Annotated in this window: 11 protein-coding genes; all 11 read left to right on the top strand. The window is 35.8% G+C overall.

Annotated features, from left to right (window positions below):
- The first annotated feature begins 110 nt into the window (after window positions 1–110).
- The 11 genes from QMG60_RS17610 (at window position 111) to QMG60_RS17560 (ending at window position 23,703) form a co-directional block, all read left to right on the top strand.
- Window positions 111–1,544: a sialate O-acetylesterase gene (locus tag QMG60_RS17610; RefSeq protein ID WP_281865844.1), complete on the top strand. Its 1,434-nt coding sequence runs from the start codon at window positions 111–113 to the stop codon at window positions 1,542–1,544.
- Window positions 1,545–1,765: 221 nt separating this feature from the next.
- On the top strand, window positions 1,766–4,093 hold the full coding sequence (locus QMG60_RS17605; protein ID WP_281865843.1) for a DUF5703 domain-containing protein: 2,328 nt from the start codon (window positions 1,766–1,768) through the stop codon (window positions 4,091–4,093).
- A gap of 15 nt (window positions 4,094–4,108) precedes the next feature.
- Entirely contained in the window at window positions 4,109–6,568 is a 2,460-nt protein-coding gene (locus QMG60_RS17600) for a T9SS C-terminal target domain-containing protein (protein ID WP_281865842.1), read from the top strand.
- A gap of 173 nt (window positions 6,569–6,741) precedes the next feature.
- Entirely contained in the window at window positions 6,742–8,760 is a 2,019-nt protein-coding gene (locus QMG60_RS17595) for a glycoside hydrolase family 127 protein (protein WP_281865841.1), read from the top strand.
- Between the two features lie 161 nt (window positions 8,761–8,921).
- Window positions 8,922–9,908, top strand: a complete 987-nt coding sequence (locus QMG60_RS17590; RefSeq protein WP_281865840.1) for a pectinesterase family protein — start codon at window positions 8,922–8,924, stop codon at window positions 9,906–9,908.
- Window positions 9,909–10,604: 696 nt separating this feature from the next.
- A complete protein-coding gene (locus QMG60_RS17585) occupies window positions 10,605–14,000 on the top strand; it encodes a SusC/RagA family TonB-linked outer membrane protein (protein WP_281865839.1) in 3,396 nt (1,131 codons plus the stop codon).
- Window positions 14,001–14,019: 19 nt separating this feature from the next.
- Window positions 14,020–15,996, top strand: a complete 1,977-nt coding sequence (locus QMG60_RS17580; RefSeq protein WP_057116089.1) for a RagB/SusD family nutrient uptake outer membrane protein — start codon at window positions 14,020–14,022, stop codon at window positions 15,994–15,996.
- 103 nt (window positions 15,997–16,099) lie between these two features.
- On the top strand, window positions 16,100–17,812 hold the full coding sequence (locus QMG60_RS17575; protein WP_281865838.1) for a polysaccharide lyase: 1,713 nt from the start codon (window positions 16,100–16,102) through the stop codon (window positions 17,810–17,812).
- Between the two features lie 71 nt (window positions 17,813–17,883).
- Window positions 17,884–18,573, top strand: a complete 690-nt coding sequence (locus tag QMG60_RS17570) for a DUF3826 domain-containing protein (protein WP_281865837.1) — start codon at window positions 17,884–17,886, stop codon at window positions 18,571–18,573.
- 50 nt (window positions 18,574–18,623) lie between these two features.
- On the top strand, window positions 18,624–20,330 hold the full coding sequence (locus tag QMG60_RS17565; protein ID WP_281865836.1) for a polysaccharide lyase: 1,707 nt from the start codon (window positions 18,624–18,626) through the stop codon (window positions 20,328–20,330).
- Window positions 20,331–20,544: 214 nt separating this feature from the next.
- Window positions 20,545–23,703, top strand: a complete 3,159-nt coding sequence (locus QMG60_RS17560; RefSeq protein WP_281865835.1) for a DUF6298 domain-containing protein — start codon at window positions 20,545–20,547, stop codon at window positions 23,701–23,703.
- Window positions 23,704–23,755 lie beyond the last annotated feature (52 nt).

Below are 23,755 nucleotides of genomic sequence, written 5' to 3'. Positions count from 1 at the left end.
AGACAAAGACAAGCTCTGGAAGAGCGAAATATTTATAGAAAATAATATATAGGAATAGTTTAGCTCCAGAGGAGCGACACAAATTTTTAGAATTAAAAGCATAAAGTAAAATGAAAAATTTAAAGAACATTTTTGTTGTTGTAATTGCCTTTTTGACAACCCTTCAAATGAATGCCAAAATCAAACTACCAGCATTGTTTACAGATAACATGATGTTGCAGCAAAAATCAAATGCGTCAATTTGGGGCTGGGCAGAAAAGAACGCCAACATTGTAATCAAAACTTCTTGGGATTCTAAAACCTACAAAGTAAAAGCAGACAATTCTGGAAAATGGAAAACCGAATTGAAAACAGCTTCTTTTGGCGGTCCTTACACGATTGAAGTTTCGGAAGGAAACGAAAAAGTAACGATTAAAAATGTTTTGCTGGGCGAAGTTTGGTTGTGTTCCGGACAATCAAATATGGAAATGCCGTTAAAAGGTTTTCAAGGACAACCCGTAAAAAACGGAAACGAAATCATCGTAAGATCAACCAATAAAAATATTCGGTTAATCACCATTCCGCGTGCGACTGTTTTAGAACCTTTGCAGGATTTTGAAGGAAAATGGGAAGAAGCTTCTCCAAAATCAACTTCTAATTTTAGTGCCACGGCATGGTATTTTGGTTCGCTTTTGCAGGAAGTTTTAGACGTTCCAATTGGTTTAATTCATGTTTCTTATGGAGGATCAAGTATGGAAGCGTGGATGAATCAGGAAATGCTGAAAGATTTTGCCAGCGCTAAAATTCCGACCACAAAAGAAGAATTGGCAAAAGATCCAAACCGTGTTCCAACGACTTTGTTTAATGGAATGCTTTCGCCTGTAATAGGTTACGGAATAAAAGGCTGTATCTGGTATCAGGGAGAATCGAATTACGAAAGAGCATCTGAATATACCGCTTTAATGAAAAAAATGGTTTCCAGCTGGCGAGCTTTATGGAAACAAGGAGATTTCCCTTTTTATTACGCTCAGATTGCGCCGTTTAATTATGCTTCATTCCATCCAAAAGATTATTTGGAGAAATACAATTCGGCTTATTTGAGAGAGGCGCAGTTTAAAGCTTCAAAGGAAATTCCGAATTCAGGAATGGCCGTTTTAATGGACGTTGGAGAAGAAAATAACATTCACCCAATGGACAAAGAAAAAGGAGGAAACCGACTGGCGTTTCAGGCCTTAGCAAAAACCTACGGAATTGAAGGTTTCGAATTTGAAAGTCCGAAATACAAATCGATGGAAATAAAAGACGGAGCGGTTACGGTTTCTTTTGATGATGTAGCCAACGGAATTACGTCTTATGACAAAGAAGTAACAGGTTTTGAAATAGCGGGAGAAGACAAAGTTTTCTATCCGGCAAAAACGGTAGTAAGAAGAAAATCAGTGGTTTTGACTTCGGATAAAGTAAAGAAACCAGTTGCTATTCGTTATTTATGGAAAGATTTTGCAAAAGCGGAATTGTTTAGTGCAGGCGGTCTGCCCGTTTCATCTTTTCGAACAGATGAATGGTGATTTATAATTGTGAATTGTTAATTGTGAATTATGAATTATGAATTGTGAATTATGAATTGTGACGTTAGTTTGTCATTTCGACGAAGGAGAAATCTTCGCAAGTAGCTCCGTAATTTTTGTCGATTATGCAACGGAGATTTCTCCTTCGTCGAAATGACAAAAATGAGAATAAATCTGCGAGAGAAAATTAAAAATTTAAAAACCTTGCAGGAAAGAAAAAAATGAAATACATTAAATACATACTTCTCTTCACAACGCTTTGCCTTAAAGCACAAGTCCCTGTGCTCGAAAATTACAATCAGGTTTGGACAACACAGAGCAATAATTCATCAGAATCAATGCCTTTGGGAGGTGGTGATATTGGCATGAATGTGTGGGTAGAAAAAGGCGATTTGTATTTTTATTTTTCAAGAAGCGGCACTTTTGACGAACACAATACTTTATTGAAATTAGGACGAGTAAAAGTAACTTTAAATCCGAATCCTTTTGAGAAGGCAGCAGGTTTTCATCAGGAATTGAAATTGAAAGACGGATATGTATTAGTTGGGCAGAATGACACTAAAATCAAACTTTGGGTAGATGTTTTTAAACCGATCATCCATGTTGATTTAGAAAGTAAAAAGACATTAAAAATGACAGCTTCTTATGAAAGCTGGCGTTATAAAAACCGAGATTCAAAAGGAAAAGCCAATAATGCCAATTCTTATAAATGGGCGCCTCAGGGAGATATTATTACCTATAAAGATTCGATTGCATTTGAAAATAACGGCATAAAATTCTATCACAGAAACAGAGAAAACACCGTTTTTGATGTAGCGGTAAAACAGCAGAAAATGGAATCGGTTAAAGACCAAATGCTTAATCCGCTTAAGAATTTAACTTTCGGCGGATTTATGATTGGCGAAAATCTAAAACCTGACGGAACGTATTTAGGAAAATACCAATCGACAGATTTTAAAGGTTTTAATTTAAAAAGCGTAAAGCCATCCAAAAAACATTCACTAGAAATTTATTTAAATACCAATCAATCTGATTTTTCTACTTGGGAGAATGGATTGAAAAGTCTGATTTCTGCTAACAAGAACACTTCGAAACAAGCAGAAAAAAACACGATAAAATGGTGGAATACTTTCTGGAACCGCAGTTTTATTTTTACTCAGAAAAATCAATCCAATGCTAAAGATTCAGTTTATCAAATCGGACAGAATTATCAGCTGTTTCGATATATGCTCGGCTGTAATGCGTACGGAAAATATCCAACAAAATTCAACGGCGGATTGTTTACCGTTGATCCTGTTTTTACAAACCCCGATTTAGATTTTACTCCCGATTTCAGGAATTGGGGAGGAGGAACCATGACGGCTCAAAACCAGCGTTTGGTTTATTTTTCGATGGTAAAAAGCGGTGATTTTGACATGATGAAATCACAGCTGGATTATTATTTGAGTTTACAGAAAAATGCCGAATTAAGAAGCAAAGTATATTGGAATCATAACGGCGCATCATTTACAGAACAACTGGAAAATTTCGGTTTACCAAATCCCGCAGAATACGAATGGAAACGTCCTGCAGATTACGATCCAGGAATGGAATATAATGCGTGGCTGGAATATGAATGGGATACGGTTTTTGAATTCTGCAAAATGATGTTACAGCAAAAAGAATATGCTGGAGAAGATATTCAGAAATACAATGCTTTCATAATCAGTTGTCTTCGCTTTTTTGATGAACATTATCAATTTTTATCGAAACAAAGAGGGAGAAAAGGTTTGGACGGAAACGGTAAATTGGTTCTTTTTCCGGGTTCGGGAGCAGAAACGTATAAAATGGCAAATAATGCCAATAGTACCATTTCAGCTTTACAAGTTATTACAGCCAATCTTTTAAACCTTTCGGCAAAAGAATTGTCAAAAGAAGATGCCGAATATTTAAAAGGATTTCAAAACAGAATTCCGCCTTTAAATTTTGGGCAGATTGAAAATCACAAAGTTTTACTTCCTGCAAAATCTTGGGAAAGAGTGAATAATTCGGAAGTGCCACAATTGTATCCAGTTTATCCGTGGGGAATTTACGGCATTGGAAAACCTGATTTGGAAACGGCTTTAAACACTTGGAAATACGATCTCGATGCTTTAAAATTTAGAAGTCATATTGGGTGGAAACAAGACAATATTTTTGCAGCACGTTTGGGATTAACAGAAGAAGCGATGAAATATAATACGCTAAAAATGGCCAATTCAGACAGACGTTTCCCTGCCTTTTGGGGACCAGGATTTGACTGGGTTCCAGATCATAATTGGGGCGGTTCGGGAATGATAGGCATGCAGGAAATGCTTTTGCAGGAAACTGACGGAAAAATCTATCTTTTCCCAGCTTGGCCAAAAGATTGGAATGTTCACTTTAAATTACATGCAAAACAAAATACAACAATTGAAGCCGAACTCCTGAATGGCGAATTGAAGGTTTTAAAAGTTATTCCGGAAGAAAGAAAAAAAGACATTATAAATCTGTTAGGAAAATCTGAAGCAGAAAAAACAAAATTAAACTAACTATTACCAAACAAAATGATAAAGAAATTAATAAACGCCGCTGTTTTGTCGCTGATTTTGACCACAAACGGGCAAGCACAATCAGCTCAGCATACTGATAAACAAATAGTAAAAGTCGATTTCGACTTTTTTCAAAGAAGACTAGAAGAGGTTCACGATCCGAGTTATGATTCTTGGGTGATTAATGAAGGAAAAGAAGCTGAAAAATCATTTAATAACGTGTCATTTAAGTTAAAAGGAAATTTTACTTCTAAGTGGTACAAAGTCGGGATGAGTGCTCCGTTTTATAACAGATTAGGAAGCGACGGATTAGTAACTTCTGAAAATTTAGAATTGAAAATCAGTGGATTGAAAGCAGGAAAACACACGCTTTTAACTTTTCATAACGCTTTTGATGTCATTACAGGAAAAACTTTTTCTCCGATAAAAATATTCGTAAACGGAAAACTGCAGCAAACGGTAAATGCAAGTCAGAGAGCCAATGCTAAAATTGATGCATCGATGGCGTATATCACTTTTAATGCAGAAAAAGGCAGAGATGTAATTGTTCGTTTTGAAATTGATCCGACTTCAAATCCAGATGTTGTAAAACAAATCGTGATTAATGGTTTTGAAATTGACACGCCAAACCTGATGAATCAGGCGCGTACTCCTGAACCAAAAAACCGTGACGAACATGTTGAAGTGGGTAAAACTCTAACTTTAAAATGGGATGCTGTAAAAAATGTGGCAGCTCATAAGTTGTATTTTGGCGAAGATAAAAATGCCGTAGAAAATGCAACGGAATCTTCAAAAGAATTCAAAGGAAAACTAACTGATAAAAGTTTTACGGTTTCAGATTTATATTCAGGTACAACGTATTACTGGAGAGTGGATGAAGTTGATGCAAATGGAGAAGTAACTTTAGGAAATGTATGGTCGTTTAAACCGGCACAATTGGCTTTCCCAGGTGCAGAAGGTTACGGCCGTTATGCTGTTGGTGGACGCGGCGGAAAAGTAATCGAAGTAACCAATTTAAATGACGACGGACCAGGAAGTTTACGTGATGCCATCAATCAGGAAATTGGACCGAGAACGATTGTTTTTAATGTTTCGGGAAATATAAAATTGGCTTCGAGATTAGTAGCAAATCAGCCTTATATCACTATTGCAGGACAAACCGCTCCGGGAGAAGGAATTACCATTAGCAGAGCACCAATTGGATTGACTGGAAATGATGGTGTTGTGCGCTTCTTAAAAGTAAGAATTGGAGGCGGTACTACTTTTGACGGAATGGGATTAACAGGTGCAGATTACAGTATTATTGACCATTGCTCGATTAGCTGGACAATTGACGAATCGTTTAGTTCGCGTGGTGCACATCATATTACGTTACAAAGAACTTTAATTTCTGAAGCGTTGAATGTGGCGGGACATGATAAATATCCAGCTGGAAAAATGCACGGATTTGCTGCTACAATTGGCGGAGATATTGGAAGTTTTCACCATAATTTATTGGCTCATAATTATGGCCGTAACTGGAGTATTGGCGGCGGTTTAAACGGTGATGGTTATTATACCGGCCGATTGGATATTACCAATAATGTGGTTTACAACTGGGGACAAAGAACTACAGACGGTGGTGCAAACGAAGTTAATTTTGTAAACAATTATTACAAACCAGGCGCTTCAACTAAAATATTTGTGGCTTTAAATGCACAGCACGAAGGCGTTGGAAAAGGAATGCAGCGTTATTACTTTAACGGAAATATTATGCCTGGTTATTTTGATGAAAAATCTCAGGATAAAGGAAGAAAATCTACTATAAGCCATAATGAAAAGGTAGAATATGAAACTTTCGTAGAGAAACCATTTTTCCCTTCTTATGTAGAAACGCAATCGGCGAAAGCGGCTTATAAAAATGTACTTTCTGATGTTGGGGCGAATCAGCCGTTTTTCGACAAACACGATAACCGAATTGTAGATGAAACTTTAAAAGGAACTTTTACTTATAAAGGAAGTAAAAGCGGTCTTGGCGGTATGATAGACAACGAACAAGATGCAGGTGGATGGCCAAATTTTGCTTCAGAAACGCGTCCTTCAGATTGGGATACTGATCATGACGGATTGCCAAACTGGTGGGAAAAATCTTTTGGCTTGAACGAAAATTCGAAAGCAGGAGATTTTTCAGATGCGAATCAGGATAGTGATAAAGACGGTTTTACGCAATTAGATAATTATCTGAATTGGTTGTCAACACCACATTATTTTGTGACTTCAGGTGAAAAGAAAGTTTTAAATGCTGCAGATTTTTTCAAAGGTTATGAAAACAAACCTGTGTACACTTTCTCTGATCTTAAAAATGGAAAAGTAGTTTTAAAAGGAAAAGAAATTCAGTTTACAACCGTTGAAAAAGGTTTTGCTTCTTTCGTATTAAAGGTAAAAGATGCCGATGGAGATTCAATGAGCAGAACAATTAATTTCTTTGTAAAATAAAAAAAGGGTTGCCACGAATTACACTAATTTTCACTAATTTTTTCGTACTTACTATAAAAAAATAATTCGTGAAAATTAGTGTAATTCGTGGCAAAAGAAAAAATCCGCATTCATCTGCGTTTTTACGAAGTAAATCCGTTTCATCAGCGTTCAATAATACAATACAAATCAAAATGAAAAAGAACATCATCCTATCCTCTTTATTTCTTTCAACAGTAATCTTTGCACAAAACAAAGGTTTGGTTGCGAATTCAGAAAGTCCGTATTCAAAACTGCAAAGCATTGGCTTACAAGATGTAAAATGGACAAATGGTTTCTGGAAAGAACAATTTGATGTAGAAACCAAAAACACCCTGCCCTATATGTGGGATTTGTATCATAACGATGAGATTTCGCATGCTTACAAAAACTTCGAAATTGCAGCAGGCGTAAGCAAAGGAACGTTTAAAGGGCCTTCGTTTCATGATGGTGATTTCTACAAAATTTTTGAAGGAATGGCGGCAACTTATGCCGTTACAAAAGATAAAAAACTGGATGCTGAAATGGACAAGGCTATTGCGCTTTTCGCGAAAGTACAGCGCAAAGACGGCTACATTCATACACCCGTTTTAATCGACGAACGTTGGGGAACCTTAGGACCAGAAGAAGTAAAAAAACAATTGGGTTTTGAGAAATATAATATGGGACATTTAATGACTGCTGCCTGCATTCATTATCGTGCTACAGGAAAAACCAACTTCTTAAATATTGCAAAAGGCGTTGCCAATTTCTTATATGATTTCTACAAAAAAGCATCACCTGAACTGGCTCGAAATGCAATTTGTCCGTCACATTATATGGGAATTGTCGAAATGTATAGAACTACTAAAAATCCAAAATATCTGGAACTGGCCAATAATTTAATCGACATTCGCGGTACTACAAATGACGGAACCGATGATAATCAGGATAGAGTTCCGTTTAGACAGCAGACAACCGCAATGGGTCACGCTGTAAGAGCAAATTATCTTTACGCAGGAGTTGCCGATTTGTATGCGGAGACAGGAGAAAAGAAATTGTTAGACAATCTGCAATCGATTTGGGATGATGTAACATATCGTAAAATGTACATTACAGGTGGTTGCGGCTCTTTATACGACGGCGTTTCACCAGACGGAACTTCTTATGATCCAACTGTAGTACAGAAAATTCATCAGGCGTACGGAAGACCTTTCCAATTGCCAAATGCAACAGCTCATACCGAAACCTGTGCCAATATTGGAAATGTTTTATGGAATTGGAGAATGCTTCAAATTACCGGAGATGCCAAATATGCTGACATTGTGGAGTTGGCACTTTATAACAGCGTACTTTCCGGAATGGATTTGGAAGGTGAAAAATTCCTTTACAATAATCCGCTGAATGTGTCTAATGATCTGCCGTTTCACCAAAGATGGGGAAATGAACGTGAAGGTTATATTGCCTTATCAAATTGTTGTGCACCAAACGTAACAAGAACAGTTGCCGAAGTTGGAAATTATGCTTACAATCTTTCAAAAGAAGGTTTGTATGTAAATTTATACGGAAGTAATTCTTTGAAAACAAAATCGTTAAACGGAGAAGAAATCGAAATCGAACAGCAGACGAATTATCCGTGGGATGGAAAAATAACGTTGAAAATTGTAAAAGCTCCAAAAGATCTGCAGAATTTCTTTTTAAGAATTCCGGGCTGGAGTCAGAATGCTTCGGTTTCAGTTAATAACGCAAAGATTAATGACAAAATCGTTTCCGGCACTTATTTAAAATTAAATCAAAAATGGAAAAAAGGAGATTTGATCGAATTAAATCTTCCAATGCCAGTTGAATTGATGGAAGCCAATCCTTTGGTTGAAGAAGTTAAAAATCAAATCGCTGTAAAAAGAGGACCGCTGGTTTATTGTTTAGAATCAGATCAGCTTCCTGCAAAAACAAGTGTAAATGATATTGCATTAAATGTGAATTCGAAATTTACGACTAACAATTTCACCCTTAATAATAGAAACTTAGTAAGCATTGATGCAGAAGCGGTCATAAAATCGGATAATTCTTGGAATAAAACTTTGTACAAACCGCTTAATTCGAAAGATGCAACTGCAGTACCAGTAAAATTGATTCCGTATTTTGCATGGGGAAATAAAGGCAAAGGGGAAATGACGGTTTGGATGTCGCATTAGAAATTGCAAAATAGATTCCTATTTTTGGTAGAGACGCACTGCTGTGCGTCTTACGCATTTAGATCAATAATTATTAGTGACAATTAAAATCAGCATCGCGTAGACGCACTGCGGTGCGTCTCTACAGATACACTTTATCTAAGACTTTAAAATGAGACTTTATGAAATACATTCTAGCATTATTTTTAATAACAACACTTTCAATTTCAGCACAAACGCTCGATAACAAATTAGCTTTAACCGTTGCGCAAGACGGTTCAGGAGATTTTCAAACCATTCAGGAAGCGGTTAATAATGTTAAAGACAATTCAGACAAGCGTGTTGTAATAACTATAAAGCCAGGAGTTTATAAAGAGAAATTGGAGATTCCAGTTTCTAAAACGTTCATCACTTTAAAAGGAACTGATCGAAACAAAACGATTATTTCATTTGATGATTATTCGGGAAAACCGCTTCGAGAAAAAGATCCATCAGGAAAGACCGCTTTTGGAACGGGAACTTCGTATTCTTTTTTAATAAAAGGAAATGATTGTACGCTAGAAAATCTTACTGTAGAAAATACCGCAGGAAGAGTAGGGCAGGCGGTGGCGCTTCATATTAAAAGTGATCGGGTTATAGTAAAGAATTGCAATCTTCTAGGTAATCAGGATACACTGTATTTATCTGAAGAAAAAACGCGTATCTATTTTGAAAACTGTTTCATCAACGGTACAACCGATTTTATTTTTGGTGCTGCAACAGCTTATTTTTATAAATGTACGATCGAAAGTTTAACGAACTCTTATATAACGGCAGCTTCGACTCCGCAAGGTCAGACTTACGGATTTGTTTTCGTTGATTGTAAACTTACAGCCAAAGACAAATTTGTCGATAAAGTATTTTTGGGAAGACCTTGGAGACCTTATGCTCAAACTGTTTTCATCAATACAGATTTAGGTTCGCATATTATTCCAGAAGGCTGGAATGCATGGATTGACACAAGATTTCCAGATAAAGACAAAACAGCTTATTATGCAGAATTTGGAAGTAAAGGTTTAAGTGCTAAAGGGATTTCTCAACGAGTTTCTTGGTCGCATCAATTGAAGAAAGAAGATATTAAAAAGTATGATCGAGATTTAGTCCTAAACGGATGGAATCCGAATAAATGATAAGCATTATAAGAGGTAACGGTTAAACACAACGAAATTTATTTTAACAAACCCGCTGAACATCTATGTTTAGCGGGTTTTTTGGCGATTTCTGTTAAATGAACAAATAAAAAATAAGTATTTAAATTTTGTTGGTCAGAATTTACTTTTAAAAAAAAAATTTTTTTATAAAAAACATTTAAACTTTTATACTGTCCTGTAACTATCCAATGCGTTTTTTTTTGTAGGTTATGTAGTATAAAATAAATATACTATTAGTATTTATCTCTATCGTTTTCGTAAAAAAAGCGCTTGGTATAAGCTCTTATTTATCAGCCACAATGGTTGTTATTTTGCAGATTATATACTATATGTTTATTTTTGATATTAATCTTGTAGAATTTTAATCAAATTAAGTTTGTAAATTTTGTTTTAAGCAAACATTTGTCTTAAATATTTTGGTTCGTCTATTTTTTCCATTCGTTTTTTATTAATATTGTTTTTTTAGTCGCATTTTTTTTGACATTCCTCGATTAAAACAGGATAGAGCAGGACGGTTCTAATGTATCATCATCATATTTTTGGAATATTAAAATAAATGTGTTTTGGACATTTAATCTTCTTTGTTAAGATTTCTTTAAGTAAAGTTTATTAAAACTAAAACATGTTTAAAACATGACTAACTAACAATTAATAACCTAACCAAAAAAAACATTTATGAAACAAGCACTTATAAAGAGATGTAGTTTTCTTTTGTTTACACTGATGAGTGTACTGAGTTATGCTCAAAACTCTACTCAAGTTACAGTAACAGGAACTGTTACGGATAATTTAGGAGGACTATTGCCTGGAGTTAACGTTACTGAAAAATCAACTAAAAATTCAGTTACAACAGATTACAATGGAAAATACCAGATTAAAGTAAAAAGCGGTTCAACATTAGTTTTTTCTTTCATTGGAATGAAAAAAACAGAAATACCACTTAACAATCGTTCTATAGTTAATGCAAAAATGGAAGACGATTTTAATCAACTTGAAAATATTGTTGTAGTTGGTTATGGTAGTCAGAAGAAAAAAGAGCTTACTGGAGCGATTGCTACAATTAAACCAGATGATGTGATGGATTTGCCTGTGACAAATTTATCTGATGCATTGAAAGGATTAGTTCCAGGAGTTAATGTTACTAGTGGGACAGGTCGTCCGGGTGAATCAGGAACTATTCAAATTCGTCAAACTTTTAGTTTATCTAAAGATGGAGGTTTTAGTATTCCTTTGATAATCATTGACGATATGATTCAAGTTGACCCGAGTAACGGTAAACCTACAATGGAACAATTTAATAGATTAGATCCTTCTGAGATTGAAAGTATTACTGTATTAAAGGATGGTTCTGCTGCAATTTACGGTTCTCGTGCTTCACAAGGTGCGATTGTGGTAAAAACCAAACGTGGTAAAGCTGGTAAAGCAAAATTTTCTTATAACAGTCAATTTGCTGTCAACGATGCAGTTAGCCATAGTAAGGTATTGAATGCTTATGAGTTTGGAGTTTTCAGTAATAGATTTTTTAATTCAAGAGTGGCTGCTCCAGCTGTGATTGATCCTACAACTATATATTCAGCTTCAGAATTGGAGCAAATGAAAGGTTTAAATTATAACTGGTTAGATGAAGCTTGGAAACCAGCTATTCAACAAAAACACTCTTTTAACGTGAGTGGCGGTAATGAAGATATTACGTATTTTGCAGGTGCAACTTATTTAACACAAGATGCTAATTTAGGAAACCAAAAATATGATAAATGGAATTTCCGTACAGGAATAAATGCAAAAATTGCTAAGAATTTAGATTTTTCTGCTTCTGTTTCTGGGAACGTAGGAACAGTTGATAAATCATTTACCAAAGCCTCGTCAAATATTAGTGACGGAAGTTATGCTTCTGCTTCTGGTGGAGAACAAGCAGATTATGGATTCTTGCTGCATATGCCGCAACATGTGCCTTGGGAAACAACTATAGATGGTAAAAATTATTATGTTTCTCCATTTCCTAATTCAAACAAAAACTTTGGAAGTGCAAATGCGAATAACAATATTGCTGGCTGGAACTATTTTGCAAATTTAAATAATGGTTCACATCAAGTTACTGATGATAATACATTCAATGTAAATGCTTCATTAAATTATAAAGTAGCTGCAGTTAAAGGATTATCTTTTAAGGTAACTTATTCAAGAAATCAAAGTTCATCATATACAGAACAAATTCAATTGCCATATGATTTAGTTAGAATTAGAGATTATCAACTTCAAGACAGACACTTAGCAAGTGCAGCTAATCCTAGTTTTTATAATGGAACAACTAATCCGGCAGGTAGTTATATTCTAGAAACGAATGCAAGAAACTCAAGAGTTTATTATAATAATACAGACGGAAAAAGTACTCAGGGAGATTTCATGATTAACTATGACAGAACTTTTGGAGATCATCAGATTGGCGCAATGGTAGGAGGTGAAGCTTCAGAAGTGTATAATACATTTACTCGTTTAGCATATGAAAACACAGGTAAGGACTATTTAGGAGATTATCGTACTGCGGGAACATTAAGCACTTCTAATAGCCAGGCTACAAAAGTTGAAGGAGGAACTTTATCTTATTTTGGCCGTTTCAATTATAGTTTCAAACAAAAATATTTGTTCCAGTTTATTCTTCGTAGCGATGCATCGACAAAATTTGCACCAGAAAACTATTGGGGAACTTTCCCATCTGTTCAAGTGGGTTGGGTAATGTCTAAAGAAAGCTGGTTCGAAAAAAGTGTACCGTGGGTTGATTTCTTTAAAATTCGCTACTCTATTGGTAAAACAGGTAAAGATAATATTCAACCATGGAGATGGGAGCAGTATTATGACCTAATTGTAGATAAAGGTTTTCAGTTCGGATCTGGTACACCTACTAGCGGGGGTGGATATAATGGAAATGGTTTAACTCCTAGAGTAAATCCAAACAGAGATGTAACATGGGACACTACTATAAAAAACAATATTGGGGTTGATATTAATTTGTTGAAAAACAGATTAAGCTTAACGTATGATTTCTATTACGACAAAAATAAGGATATGTTAACAGATATGAGCAGTGCTGTAGGTGTGCCAATTTCTGTAGGAGGAGCTTATGCTGAACAAAACTATGGTCAAATTGATGCATGGGGACATGAAGTTGCTATTAACTGGAGTGATAAAATAAAAAGTAATTTGAGTTACAATATTGGGATCAACTTTAGTTACAATAACAATGAAATCAAAAAATTCCCTGATCAAGGAAATGTTCTTCCATCTAGTAATACTTCGCGAGTGGGATATTCATCATTTAATCCAGTGTGGGGATTTGCAGTTTGGAAAGGGACATCAACAGGAGACGGTATTTTGCGTACAGACGAAGATATTGCAAATTACTGGGCTTACTTAACTGAACGTGCTACTGCGGCTGGAGGAGTACCAAGATATTTTGATATCAATTCTGCTGCAGGAATGAGAAAAGGATCTTTGGCTTATCAAGATGTTGCAGGTCAGCTTAATCCTGATGGAACTTTAGCACCAGCAGATGGACAAATCATGAAAGAGAATGATTATGTGAAATTAGCAAATAGCAGCAGAACTTATGGTTTTACAACAAACTTAGGATTTAAATATGAGGGATTTTCTTTGAGAGCCCAAATTGCAACATCTTGGGGAGGAGCTAATTTTGTAGATTTAGTAAATCAAGGTACATCATCTGCAAATAATATGTGGTCTCGTGAGAGTTTCTGGAGAGATATGTATGGTGAGGACAATCCAAATGGTAAATATCCGAATGTAGCACAATGGACGTATATGTCTAGTCCATCAGACTTCTGGCAGCTAAATACTTTCCGTTGTTTTGTTAGAAACTTAAGTGTTAATTACGATATACCAAAGAAAGTTTTTGCAGACACGAAAATTGCAGCTATAACATTGGGTATAACAGGTAATAATCTTTGGGATTTATACAATCCTTATCCAGATCATTATAGAAATATGTATGATAATTCTTCAGTAAATTATCCTACACTTAGAACTTGGTCGCTTAATTTTAACGTATCATTCTAATCAAAATTAAAAAGAAACTATGAAAACACCATTTAAATATATAACACTATCATTATTACTTGCTGCAAGTGCGGTTTCTTGTAGTGATGATTTTCTAAAAGATAAGAAAGGTTATGGCTTTTATGATGATACGTTCTACCAAACTCAAGAGCGTGCACAAGCCTATGTAGATAATCAATATTATGATTTTTACAATGCTTATAAATCACCAACTTCTACAATTATTGGTTCTTATACAGATGCCAACTCAAGATTGACAGAGGAACTAGGAGGTACACAAGATTTTATTAATCCTAATAAAACCCTTGTAAACTCCGCTGATGGAAGTGGCTATTACGGAGCAAAATTAACAACAAGCATTAATAACCATCCTTATAATAGAATTAGAGAATGCAACGCTTTTATAGAAGAAGTTGATGTAAAAGGTTCAAATTTGGATAAAACATTTCGTGATCAGGCAAAAGGACAAATGTACTATATGCGTGCGATGCAGTATTTTGATTTAATGCGCGTATATGGTGGTGTACCAATTGTTACGACTGTTCAGGAAGCAGCAGCTGATGATCCATCGATTCAGCTTCCGAGAGCAAAAGTTTCTGAAGTTGTAGCTCAAATCGTAAAAGATTTAGATATGGCAGCAAGTTTATTACCTGGGAATTGGGCATCAGGTGCTTATGGACGATTTACAAGAGGAGCAGCTATGGCACAAAAAGCAAGAGTATTGTTAACATTTGCGAGTCCTCTGTTTAATAAAAATTGGGATGGTTCAAATGAGCGTTGGGAAGCAGCTTTAAAAGCTGGATTAGAAGCAGAAGCTCAATTGACTGCAGACGGTTACGGATTATACGGAAGTAATGCAAAACAATGGGAACAAATGTTTTTAATTGACAATGCTTTTTGCTCAGAAGCAATTACAGTGCAGCTTTGCGGAACTGGTAATCTTTCTCAAGCCATTAATAATTCATGGGAAAAAGGAATTCGTTTATTGAGTTTAGGCGGTACAGGAGGAGGAGTTGCTGCTCCAAAAGAAATGATAGATTTATTTCCGATGGCAGATGGTAGTAGGCCAACTGCAGCAAATGGTTATAACGATTTTACTTTCTTCCTGAACAGAGATCCAAGATTTTACAGAACTTTTGCTTTCTCTGGTTCAAAATGGGGAAGTAAAGAAACTCCTAACAGCGTTCTTTGGGCTTACCGTTGGGTAGATGGTTCAAATAAAGCAGGTTTTTCAGATGGAAACACTGCAATCTCTAGTCCAGCTTTCGTTAGAAAAATGACTAATATTAATGCTAGTAAAGAAACCAACTTCCAATATTCGGGAACGGATATTTTTGAATATCGTTATGCAGAGCTATTATTGAATATTGCAGAATGTTATGCAGCTTTAGGACAGACTAACAGTACTTTAACTTATTTAGGAAGAATTAGAAATCGTGTTGGTATTCCTTCTGCAAACAATTATGGTATTGGAACATTATCTGATAAGTATCAAGCAATTGAAGCTGTTTTATATGAAAGAAGAGTAGAATTGGCGTACGAAGGAAAACGTTTCTGGGATGTTCAAAGATGGATGTTATATGATAATGAAGCTCTGCCAGGAGTTACAGGAGGTACAGTGAGTAAATTAGGTTTGACTCCAATTAACGGAACTAAACGTACGGGTAACTTTTTGCAGTACAGAGTTGCAACAACTTCTGCAACTACAGATCCTTTAGCTGCTGCTCGTGCAAGTGTAGTAGCAGATCCAGATGCGGCAAATTTTGGAGCACAATTAACAACTTTAGCAGCATTTTACAATGCAAACTTTATCCGCACGCCACTAATTACGCCGATGGATAATTTTAATGGGGCAGCTGTTAATATTAAATTTAATCCAAATTATTATATTAATGGTCTTAATACAACAGCTCTAACTTCAAACCCTTGGTTGTTACAAACGATTGGTTGGAACGATAATTTTGGAGGACAAGGAACATATAATTATCAAGAATAAATTATAATATCAAAAAAGAATTATCATATAAAACTTTTCACCTGTATTCGTCAAAAGATACAGGTGATTTGTTTAAAAAGAATTACCACAACTAGAAATTAACATGAAAAATTCCGCATTATTTATCGCATCATCTCTGCTTTTTTTAGGAAGTGCAAAATGTTTTGCTCAATATCCAAAGATAAGTCCAGAAGTTCAGGCACAGGAAAAAGCAATTAAAGAAGAAGCTCAAAGACTTTCTGATGAAGCTTGGCAGAAAGCTTTAGTTGTTATTGAAGAAGAAGCAAAACATGGTAAACCGTATATTCCGTGGGCAGCAAGACCAACAGATTTACCTCAGGCAGAAATTCCTGCTTTCCCAGGTGCTGAGGGTGGCGGAATGTACACATTTGGAGGTCGTGGTGGAAAAGTTTACACGGTAACTAGTCTTGAAGACCGCGGACCAGGAACTTTGCGTGAAGCCTGCGAGCAAGGAGGAGCGAGAATAGTGGTATTTAATGTTGCTGGAATTATAAGATTAAAAAGTCCGTTGATTATTCGTGCGCCTTACATTACAATTGCAGGACAAACGGCTCCTGGCGATGGTGTTTGTATTGCTGGAGAATCAACTTGGATTGATACACATGACGTAATTATAAGACACGTACGTTTCCGTCGTGGAGAAACTTTTGTAGGCCGTCGTGATGATGCTATTGGAGGAAATCCAGTTGGTAATATCATGATCGACCACGTTTCTGCAACTTGGGGATTAGACGAAAATATGTCAATCTACAGACACATGTACAATCCAGGGCCAGGTTACCCAGACATTAAAGTTGGAACTGTAAATATTACGATCCAAAACAGTTTATTCGGAGAAGCATTAGATACTTACAATCATGCTTTCGGAAGTACTTTAGGTGGAGAAAACTGTTCTTTCATGAGAAATATGTGGGCTAACAACGCAGGAAGAAACCCTTCTATAGGTTGGAACGGAATTTTCAATTTTGTAAATAACGTAGTTTTCAACTGGTACAACAGATCTACAGATGGTGGAGATTATACAGCAAATTACAACATCATCAACAACTTCTACAAACCAGGTCCGGTTACCGATTTAACACAGCCAATCAGCTACAGAATCTTAAAACCAGAATCAGGAAGAAGTAAGTTACCTTATATGGTTTTTGGTAGAGCTTATGTTAATGGAAATGTTGTTAACGGAAACGAAAAAGTTACCAAAGACAACTGGGACGGCGGAATTCAGTTGGAGAACAAAAAAGGCGAATTGATGACGTATGAGGAATCAAAAGAATACTTCTCTAAAATGAAAGTTGACAAACCTTTTCCAATGCCTTGGTTCAATAAATTCATGACTGCAGAAGAATCTTATGAATTCGTTCTTAAAAATGTTGGAGCTACTTTGCCAATTAGAGATAAAGTAGACGAAAGAATCGTAAGAACTGTAAAAACTGGAGTTCCAGAATATGCAAAAGGATTAGAGAAAAAAGAATTCTATCAATTCGAACACAGACGTTTACCAATGGATTCTTATAAAAAAGGAATTATTACAGACATTTCTCAAGTTGGCGGATATCCAGAATACAAAGGAAAACCTTATGTAGATACTGATAAAGACGGAATGCCAGATGCATGGGAGAAAAAATACGGTTTAAATCCGAATGATCCATCTGATGCAAAAGGTGATTTAAACGGAGATGGATATTCTAATATTGAAGACTACATCAACGGAGTGAATCCAGCTATAAAAGTAAACTGGAAAGATCTGGCTAATAACAAAGAAACATTAGTTAGACCTTTATTAGATTTAAAATAAGGAATAATTTTTGAAAACATTCTTGTTTAGTAATGAGCAAGAATGTTTTTAAATAACTAAAAAATAAAATCATGGCACTAAATAAAATAAATGCTGGTTTATTATCGCTTGTTTTTGCCTTTTCAACTTTAAATGCACAGCAGCATTTAGATCCTGAATATGTAAAGGTTACTAACGAAAGAGCTACAAAAATCGTTACCAAATTAGATTTAAAAAACGAAGCGAAAGAAAAATCGGTTTCAAATATTATTGCACAACAATTCAGAGATTTAACTGAAATTCAGGATGGAAGAGATGCTGAAATCAAAAAAGTAAAAGAAGATACAAGCTTAGCCAAAGAAAAACAAAACGAAAAGATTGATAAACTGAAAGTAAAAGCAGATGAATCAATTGCAAAATTGCATAAATCTTACCTTAAAAAATTAGGTAAAGAATTATCAGAAGACAAAATAACTGAAGTTAAAGACGGAATGACATATGGCGTTCTTCCTATAACAGTTGCAGGTTATAACGATATGCTTCCAAATTTAACGGCAGAACAAAAAGACTATATCTACAAAGCTTTAGTTGAAGCCAGAGAACATGCAATGGACGGTGGATCATCTAAAGAAAAACACGGTTGGTTTGGTAAATATAAAGGAAGAATCAACAACTATTTATCAAAACAAGGTTACGATTTAAACAAAGAAAGTGCTGACTGGCACAAACGTATCGAAGAAAGAGAGAAGAGTAAAACAAAAGATTCTACTGCAAAAGAATAATCTCTTAAACTTTACGCCAAAAACTATTAACTACAACCACACACAATTCAATGCATACTATTTTCCCAAACCGTACTTTAAAAAGAACATTTATGGCGTTGTCATTTTGTTCTCTTGTATCATCTGCTTATGCGCAATATCCGATAATTCCAAAACCAGTTCAGGAAAAAGCAGATGCAGTTTTAGCTGACGAAGAAAAAAGACTGAGCGAAATTTGGAATGCTAATCTTCATATAATCAGAGAAGAAGCAAAGCAAGGAAAACCCTATTTACCTTGGGCTTCATATCCTAAAGATTTTGTACAAGCAGATATTCCTGCTTTTCCGGGAGCCGAAGGCGGAGGAGCATACACACAAGGCGGACGTGGCGGAAAAATATTTGTAGTTACCAGTTTAGAAGACAGCGGAAAAGGAACTTTTCGTGAAGCCTGTGAAGCAGTTGGAGCAAGAACTATTGTTTTTAACGTTTCGGGAATTATTCAATTGAAAAAAAGAATCAGCATGCGTGCGCCTTATGTGACCATTGCTGGGCAGACTGCTCCGGGAGACGGAATTTGCATTGCTGGAGAGACTTTAGAAATTGATACTCATGACGTTATTATCAGACACATGCGTTTTAGACGCGGTGCAACCGAAGTAACTAGAAGAGACGATGCATTGGGCGGAAATCCGATGGGAAATATTATCGTAGATCACTGCTCAGTAAGCTGGGGATTAGACGAAAATATTTCTCTATACAGACATCAATTCGCAGCAAATGCAAAATCAAAATTGGAGAAATTACCAGCTTGTAACATCACCATTCAAAACACCATTTCTTCGGAAGGTTTAGATACTTATAATCATGCTTTTGGAAGTACAATCGGCGGATTAAACAGTACGTTTATGCGCAATTTATGGGCAGACAACATTTCAAGAAATGCTTCTATCGGAATGTATGGCGACTTCAATTTCGTAAATAACATAGTCTTCAATTGGTGGAATCGTACCCTTGACGGAGGTGATTATCGTTCGATGCTGAATATCATCAATAACTACTTCAAACCAGGTCCAATAACACCAGCAGATCAGCCAATTGCGCATAGAATCGTAAAACCTGAATCTGGTTATATTGAACCAAAACAATACGGAAGAGCATATGTTTCAGGTAATTTTATTGTGGGTTCTCCAGAAGTTACAGCAGATAACTGGAATGGCGGTGTACAATTAGAAGATCTTCCAGAAGCTCAAACAAAAGAGTTTTTAGCAGCTATCAAACAGCCAAAACCTTTCTCAATGCCAAAGTTTAATATCATGTCGGCTGAGGAAGCATATGATTTTGTTTTGACGAATGTAGGAGCGACAATTCCAAAAAGAGATGCAGTTGACGAAAGAATCATCAAACAAGTCCGCACCGGAAAAATCGAAGTAAAAGATGGTTTAGAAAACGCAATTGGAAAAGAATTTATTAAAAGAAGATTACCTGCAGATTCTTATAAAAAAGGAATTATAACACATCCTGACCAAGTGGGAGGTTATCCAGCATACAAAGGAAAAGCATACAAAGATTTTGATAATGACGGAATTCCAGATGCATGGGAGAAAAAATTTGGGTTAAACCCGAATGATGCTTCAGATGCAGTTAAAGATTCAAACGGAGACGGATATACCAACATCGAGAAATATTTTAACGGAATTGATCCAAACAGTAAAATTGACTGGACAAAATCTGAAAATAACACGGATACATTGGCTAAATTAAAGGGATTGTTGCAATAAAGTCTTAAATTTAGTCACTAGATTATTCTCAAATTAAACCTGATAGGTTTAATTAACATAAAGAATACACACAGAGTTTGTCATTTCGACGGAGGAGAAATCTTCGCAAGAAGCTCGACAAAGATTGATTATCATTACGGAGTTACTCGTGAAGATTTCTCCTCCGTCGAAATGACAAGATTGTGGAAAATGTAAATTTTAAAATAATATTGAGTTGAATTTTATCCAATTAAAAAATATAATTCCTTCTTCTAAGAATACATTATTTCTAATGTGTACAGCTTTGTTTTTTAATGCAAAAATCACAGCACAAACCAATTTCCCTGATATTATCAAAACCAAAGAAGGAAAACTTTCTTTCACAAAAGATAATAAAGGAAACCAAATTCCTGATTTTTCTTATGCAGGATATATGGCATCAGAAAAAGCAATTCCGAATGTTGAGAATAAAATTTTTGTTCCAAAACAAGAAGAAGATGCAACTCAAAGAATTCAGGCGGCGATTGATTACGTAAGTAATTTAAAACCAAACAAATCAGGTTTTCGCGGAGCAGTTCTTTTAGACAAAGGAACTTTTAAAATTAACGGAACATTATTCATCAAGAAATCAGGCGTTATTTTACGCGGAAGCGGCAATAATGAAAACGGAACCATTCTTTTAGGAACCGGATTGAAAAGAGAAGCTGTAATTAGAGTTTTAGGAATTGACGATAAAAAACTCGGTGAAACCTTTGAATTCAATACCAATTATACGCCGCTTGGAACCAAAACAATTCAATTAAAAAATGCTTCAAAATTAAAACCATCAGATGAAATTATCATCACAAAACCTTTAACCGATAATTGGATTAAAGAGTTAAAAATGGATGATTTTGGTGCAGAAACTGGCTGGGTTGGTTGGAAAAAAAATGACTGGGATATTACCTGGAACAGAGTTGTAACCAAAATCAATGGGAATGAAGTAACTCTAAATACACCACTAACAATGGCTTTAGACGATGTTTACGGAACTGCAAAAGTAAACACGTATTCTTGGCCGGGAAGAATCGAGCAAATCGGAATCGAAAATATTTTGTTGAAATCAGCTTATGATACTTCAAAACCAAAAGACGAAGAACACAGATGGTTCGGAATCAGCATTGAAAACACAAGAAATGCCTGGGTAAAACAAGTTAGTTTTAAACATTTTGCAGGAGGAGCCGTTTCGGTATTAAAATCGGCACAGCAAATTACAGTTGAAGACTGTATCGCTACCGAACCCGTTTCTGAAATTGCAGGTTTTAGACGTCATACTTTTTATACAGAAGGACAGCAGACCTTATTTCAACGCTGTTATTCAGAGTATGGTTACCACGATTTTGCAGTAGGCGGCTTTGGGACAACAGGACCTAATGTATTTATTCAATGCGAATCATTTTTACCATTCAATAACAGTGGCGCCATCGGAAGCTGGGCCACAGGAGTTTTATTTGAGGTTTCTTATATAGACGGTCACGCTTTAAGTTACAATAATAGAGAGCAAAATGGAAGAGGGGCAGGATGGACTGCTGCCAATAGTGTGATTTGGGAAACATCGGCATCAAAAATAGAATGTTACAATCCGCCAACAGCAAACAACTGGGCTTTTGGAACTTGGGGTGGCATTATGGCTGGAGATGGGCATTGGAAAGATGTAAACGGGCATATTAGCCCGAGAAGTTTATTTTATGCACAATTAGAAACTCGTTTAGGAGCACTTCCTGTGAAACCGTTTATTTATGATTTAGGTTCAGAACCATCATCAAGCCCTGCTGTTGAAGTGGCTCAGGAATTAACTAAAAGTTCAGTCGCTCCAAAACAAAGTTTAGTAGAATGGATTGCAGAAGTTTCAAAAGCAAATCCAATCAATACAAACAATTCAGGACTCAAAAATGCGAATGATTTAAAAATAAATTCGACACAAAATACAATTTCAGATAAAAAAGTAACCACAAAAAATGGATGGCTTACTTATGACAATAAGGTAATTGCCGGAAATAGATTAAGCGTGCCGTGGTGGCGTGGAAGTCTAAGAGATAGTGATATTTCTAAATCAGTTCCGGATGTTACAAGATTCGTTCCCGGACGAACCGGAACCGGATTTACAGATAATATTAATGACGTATCAGATTATTTGAATACCAATAATATGGTTGCTTTAGAGCACAATTACGGCTTGTGGTACGAAAGAAGAATGGACGATCACGAAAGAGTTCGCCGTTTTGATGCCGATGTTTGGCCGCCGTTTTACGAACAGCCATTTGCCAGAAGCGGTCAGGATTTGGCTTGGGATCAATTAAGCAAATACGATTTAACAAAATTCAATGATTGGTACTGGGAGCGTTTATCGCTTTTTGCGAATGCGGCAGAAGCGAATGGACAATTGTTAGTCAATCAGCAATATTTTCAGCATAATATTATCGAAGCAGGAGCACACTGGTCAAGTTCACCGTGGCGATCGGCAAACAATATAAACAGCACTGGTTTTCCAGAGCCACCGCCTTACGCAGGAGACAAGCGTATTTTCATGGCAGAGCAGTTTTACGATGTTACGAATTCCGCAAGAAGAAAATTACACCAAGGCTTCATCAGAAAATCGTTGGATAATTTTGCAGAAAACAGCAACGTAATTCAGTTAACAAGCGCCGAATACACAGGTCCGCTGCACTTTATGGAATTCTGGCTGGACGAAGTTCAAAAATGGAAAGACGAAACTGGTAAAAAAGCAATCATTGGTTTAAGTGCTACAAAAGATGTTCAGGATGCTATTTTAAACGATGCCAAAAGAGCCAAAACAGTAGATGTCATTGACATTCGTTATTGGTATTACAAAGAAGACGGATCAGCTTATGCACCAGAAGGCGGTAAAAATTTAGCACCAAGACAACACGCCAGAAAATTAAAAACCGGAAAAGAAACTGATAATCAGGTGTATCGTGCCGTGCGTGAATACCGAGAAAAATATCCTGAAAAGGTAATTTTATATTCAACCGACGGCTCACCAAGATTTGGATGGCCGGCTTTAATGGCGGGCGCTTCATTAGCAAACATTCCAAAAATCGAACTTCCTGAGTTTTATACCGCTTTAAGCGAAATGAAATTAGTAGATGGAAACACTTTTTCAGACAATCTATGGAAATTAGAAAACAAAGGAAAAAGCTATCTTTTTTATCTCAAAACCGATCAAGATATTTCAATCGATTTATCAAACGAAAAAGGAACTTTTGAAGTATACACAATAAACGCAGCAACAGGAACTTTCAACAAAAAAGCAAATATCAGCGGAGGAAAACAAGTAACAATTCCACAAGCTGAAATAAAAGAAAAAGTACTTTTTGTTTTTAAAAAGAATTAAAAATCAAAGATTAAAAATTAAAAATAAAATCTGCTCAATCTGCAAAATCTGC

Origin of the sequence: Flavobacterium sp. GSB-24 (assembly GCF_027924665.1) — a bacterium.
Classification (GTDB): domain Bacteria; phylum Bacteroidota; class Bacteroidia; order Flavobacteriales; family Flavobacteriaceae; genus Flavobacterium.
Note: the sequence above shows the minus strand (reverse complement) of the source record. Positions and strands in the feature narration are given on the sequence as shown.

Excerpts from the sequence above, each read along its gene's own strand:
- QMG60_RS17570 (WP_281865837.1), top strand. The coding sequence starts at position 17,884 with ATGGCACTAAATAAAATAAATGCTGGTTTATTATCGCTTGTTTTTGCC.
- QMG60_RS17585 (WP_281865839.1), top strand. The coding sequence starts at position 10,605 with ATGAAACAAGCACTTATAAAGAGATGTAGTTTTCTTTTGTTTACACTG.
- QMG60_RS17610 (WP_281865844.1), top strand. The coding sequence starts at position 111 with ATGAAAAATTTAAAGAACATTTTTGTTGTTGTAATTGCCTTTTTGACA.
- QMG60_RS17575 (WP_281865838.1), top strand. The coding sequence starts at position 16,100 with ATGAAAAATTCCGCATTATTTATCGCATCATCTCTGCTTTTTTTAGGA.
- QMG60_RS17600 (WP_281865842.1), top strand. The coding sequence starts at position 4,109 with ATGATAAAGAAATTAATAAACGCCGCTGTTTTGTCGCTGATTTTGACC.
- QMG60_RS17565 (WP_281865836.1), top strand. The coding sequence starts at position 18,624 with ATGCATACTATTTTCCCAAACCGTACTTTAAAAAGAACATTTATGGCG.
- QMG60_RS17605 (WP_281865843.1), top strand. The coding sequence starts at position 1,766 with ATGAAATACATTAAATACATACTTCTCTTCACAACGCTTTGCCTTAAA.
- QMG60_RS17590 (WP_281865840.1), top strand. The coding sequence starts at position 8,922 with ATGAAATACATTCTAGCATTATTTTTAATAACAACACTTTCAATTTCA.
- QMG60_RS17595 (WP_281865841.1), top strand. The coding sequence starts at position 6,742 with ATGAAAAAGAACATCATCCTATCCTCTTTATTTCTTTCAACAGTAATC.
- QMG60_RS17580 (WP_057116089.1), top strand. The coding sequence starts at position 14,020 with ATGAAAACACCATTTAAATATATAACACTATCATTATTACTTGCTGCA.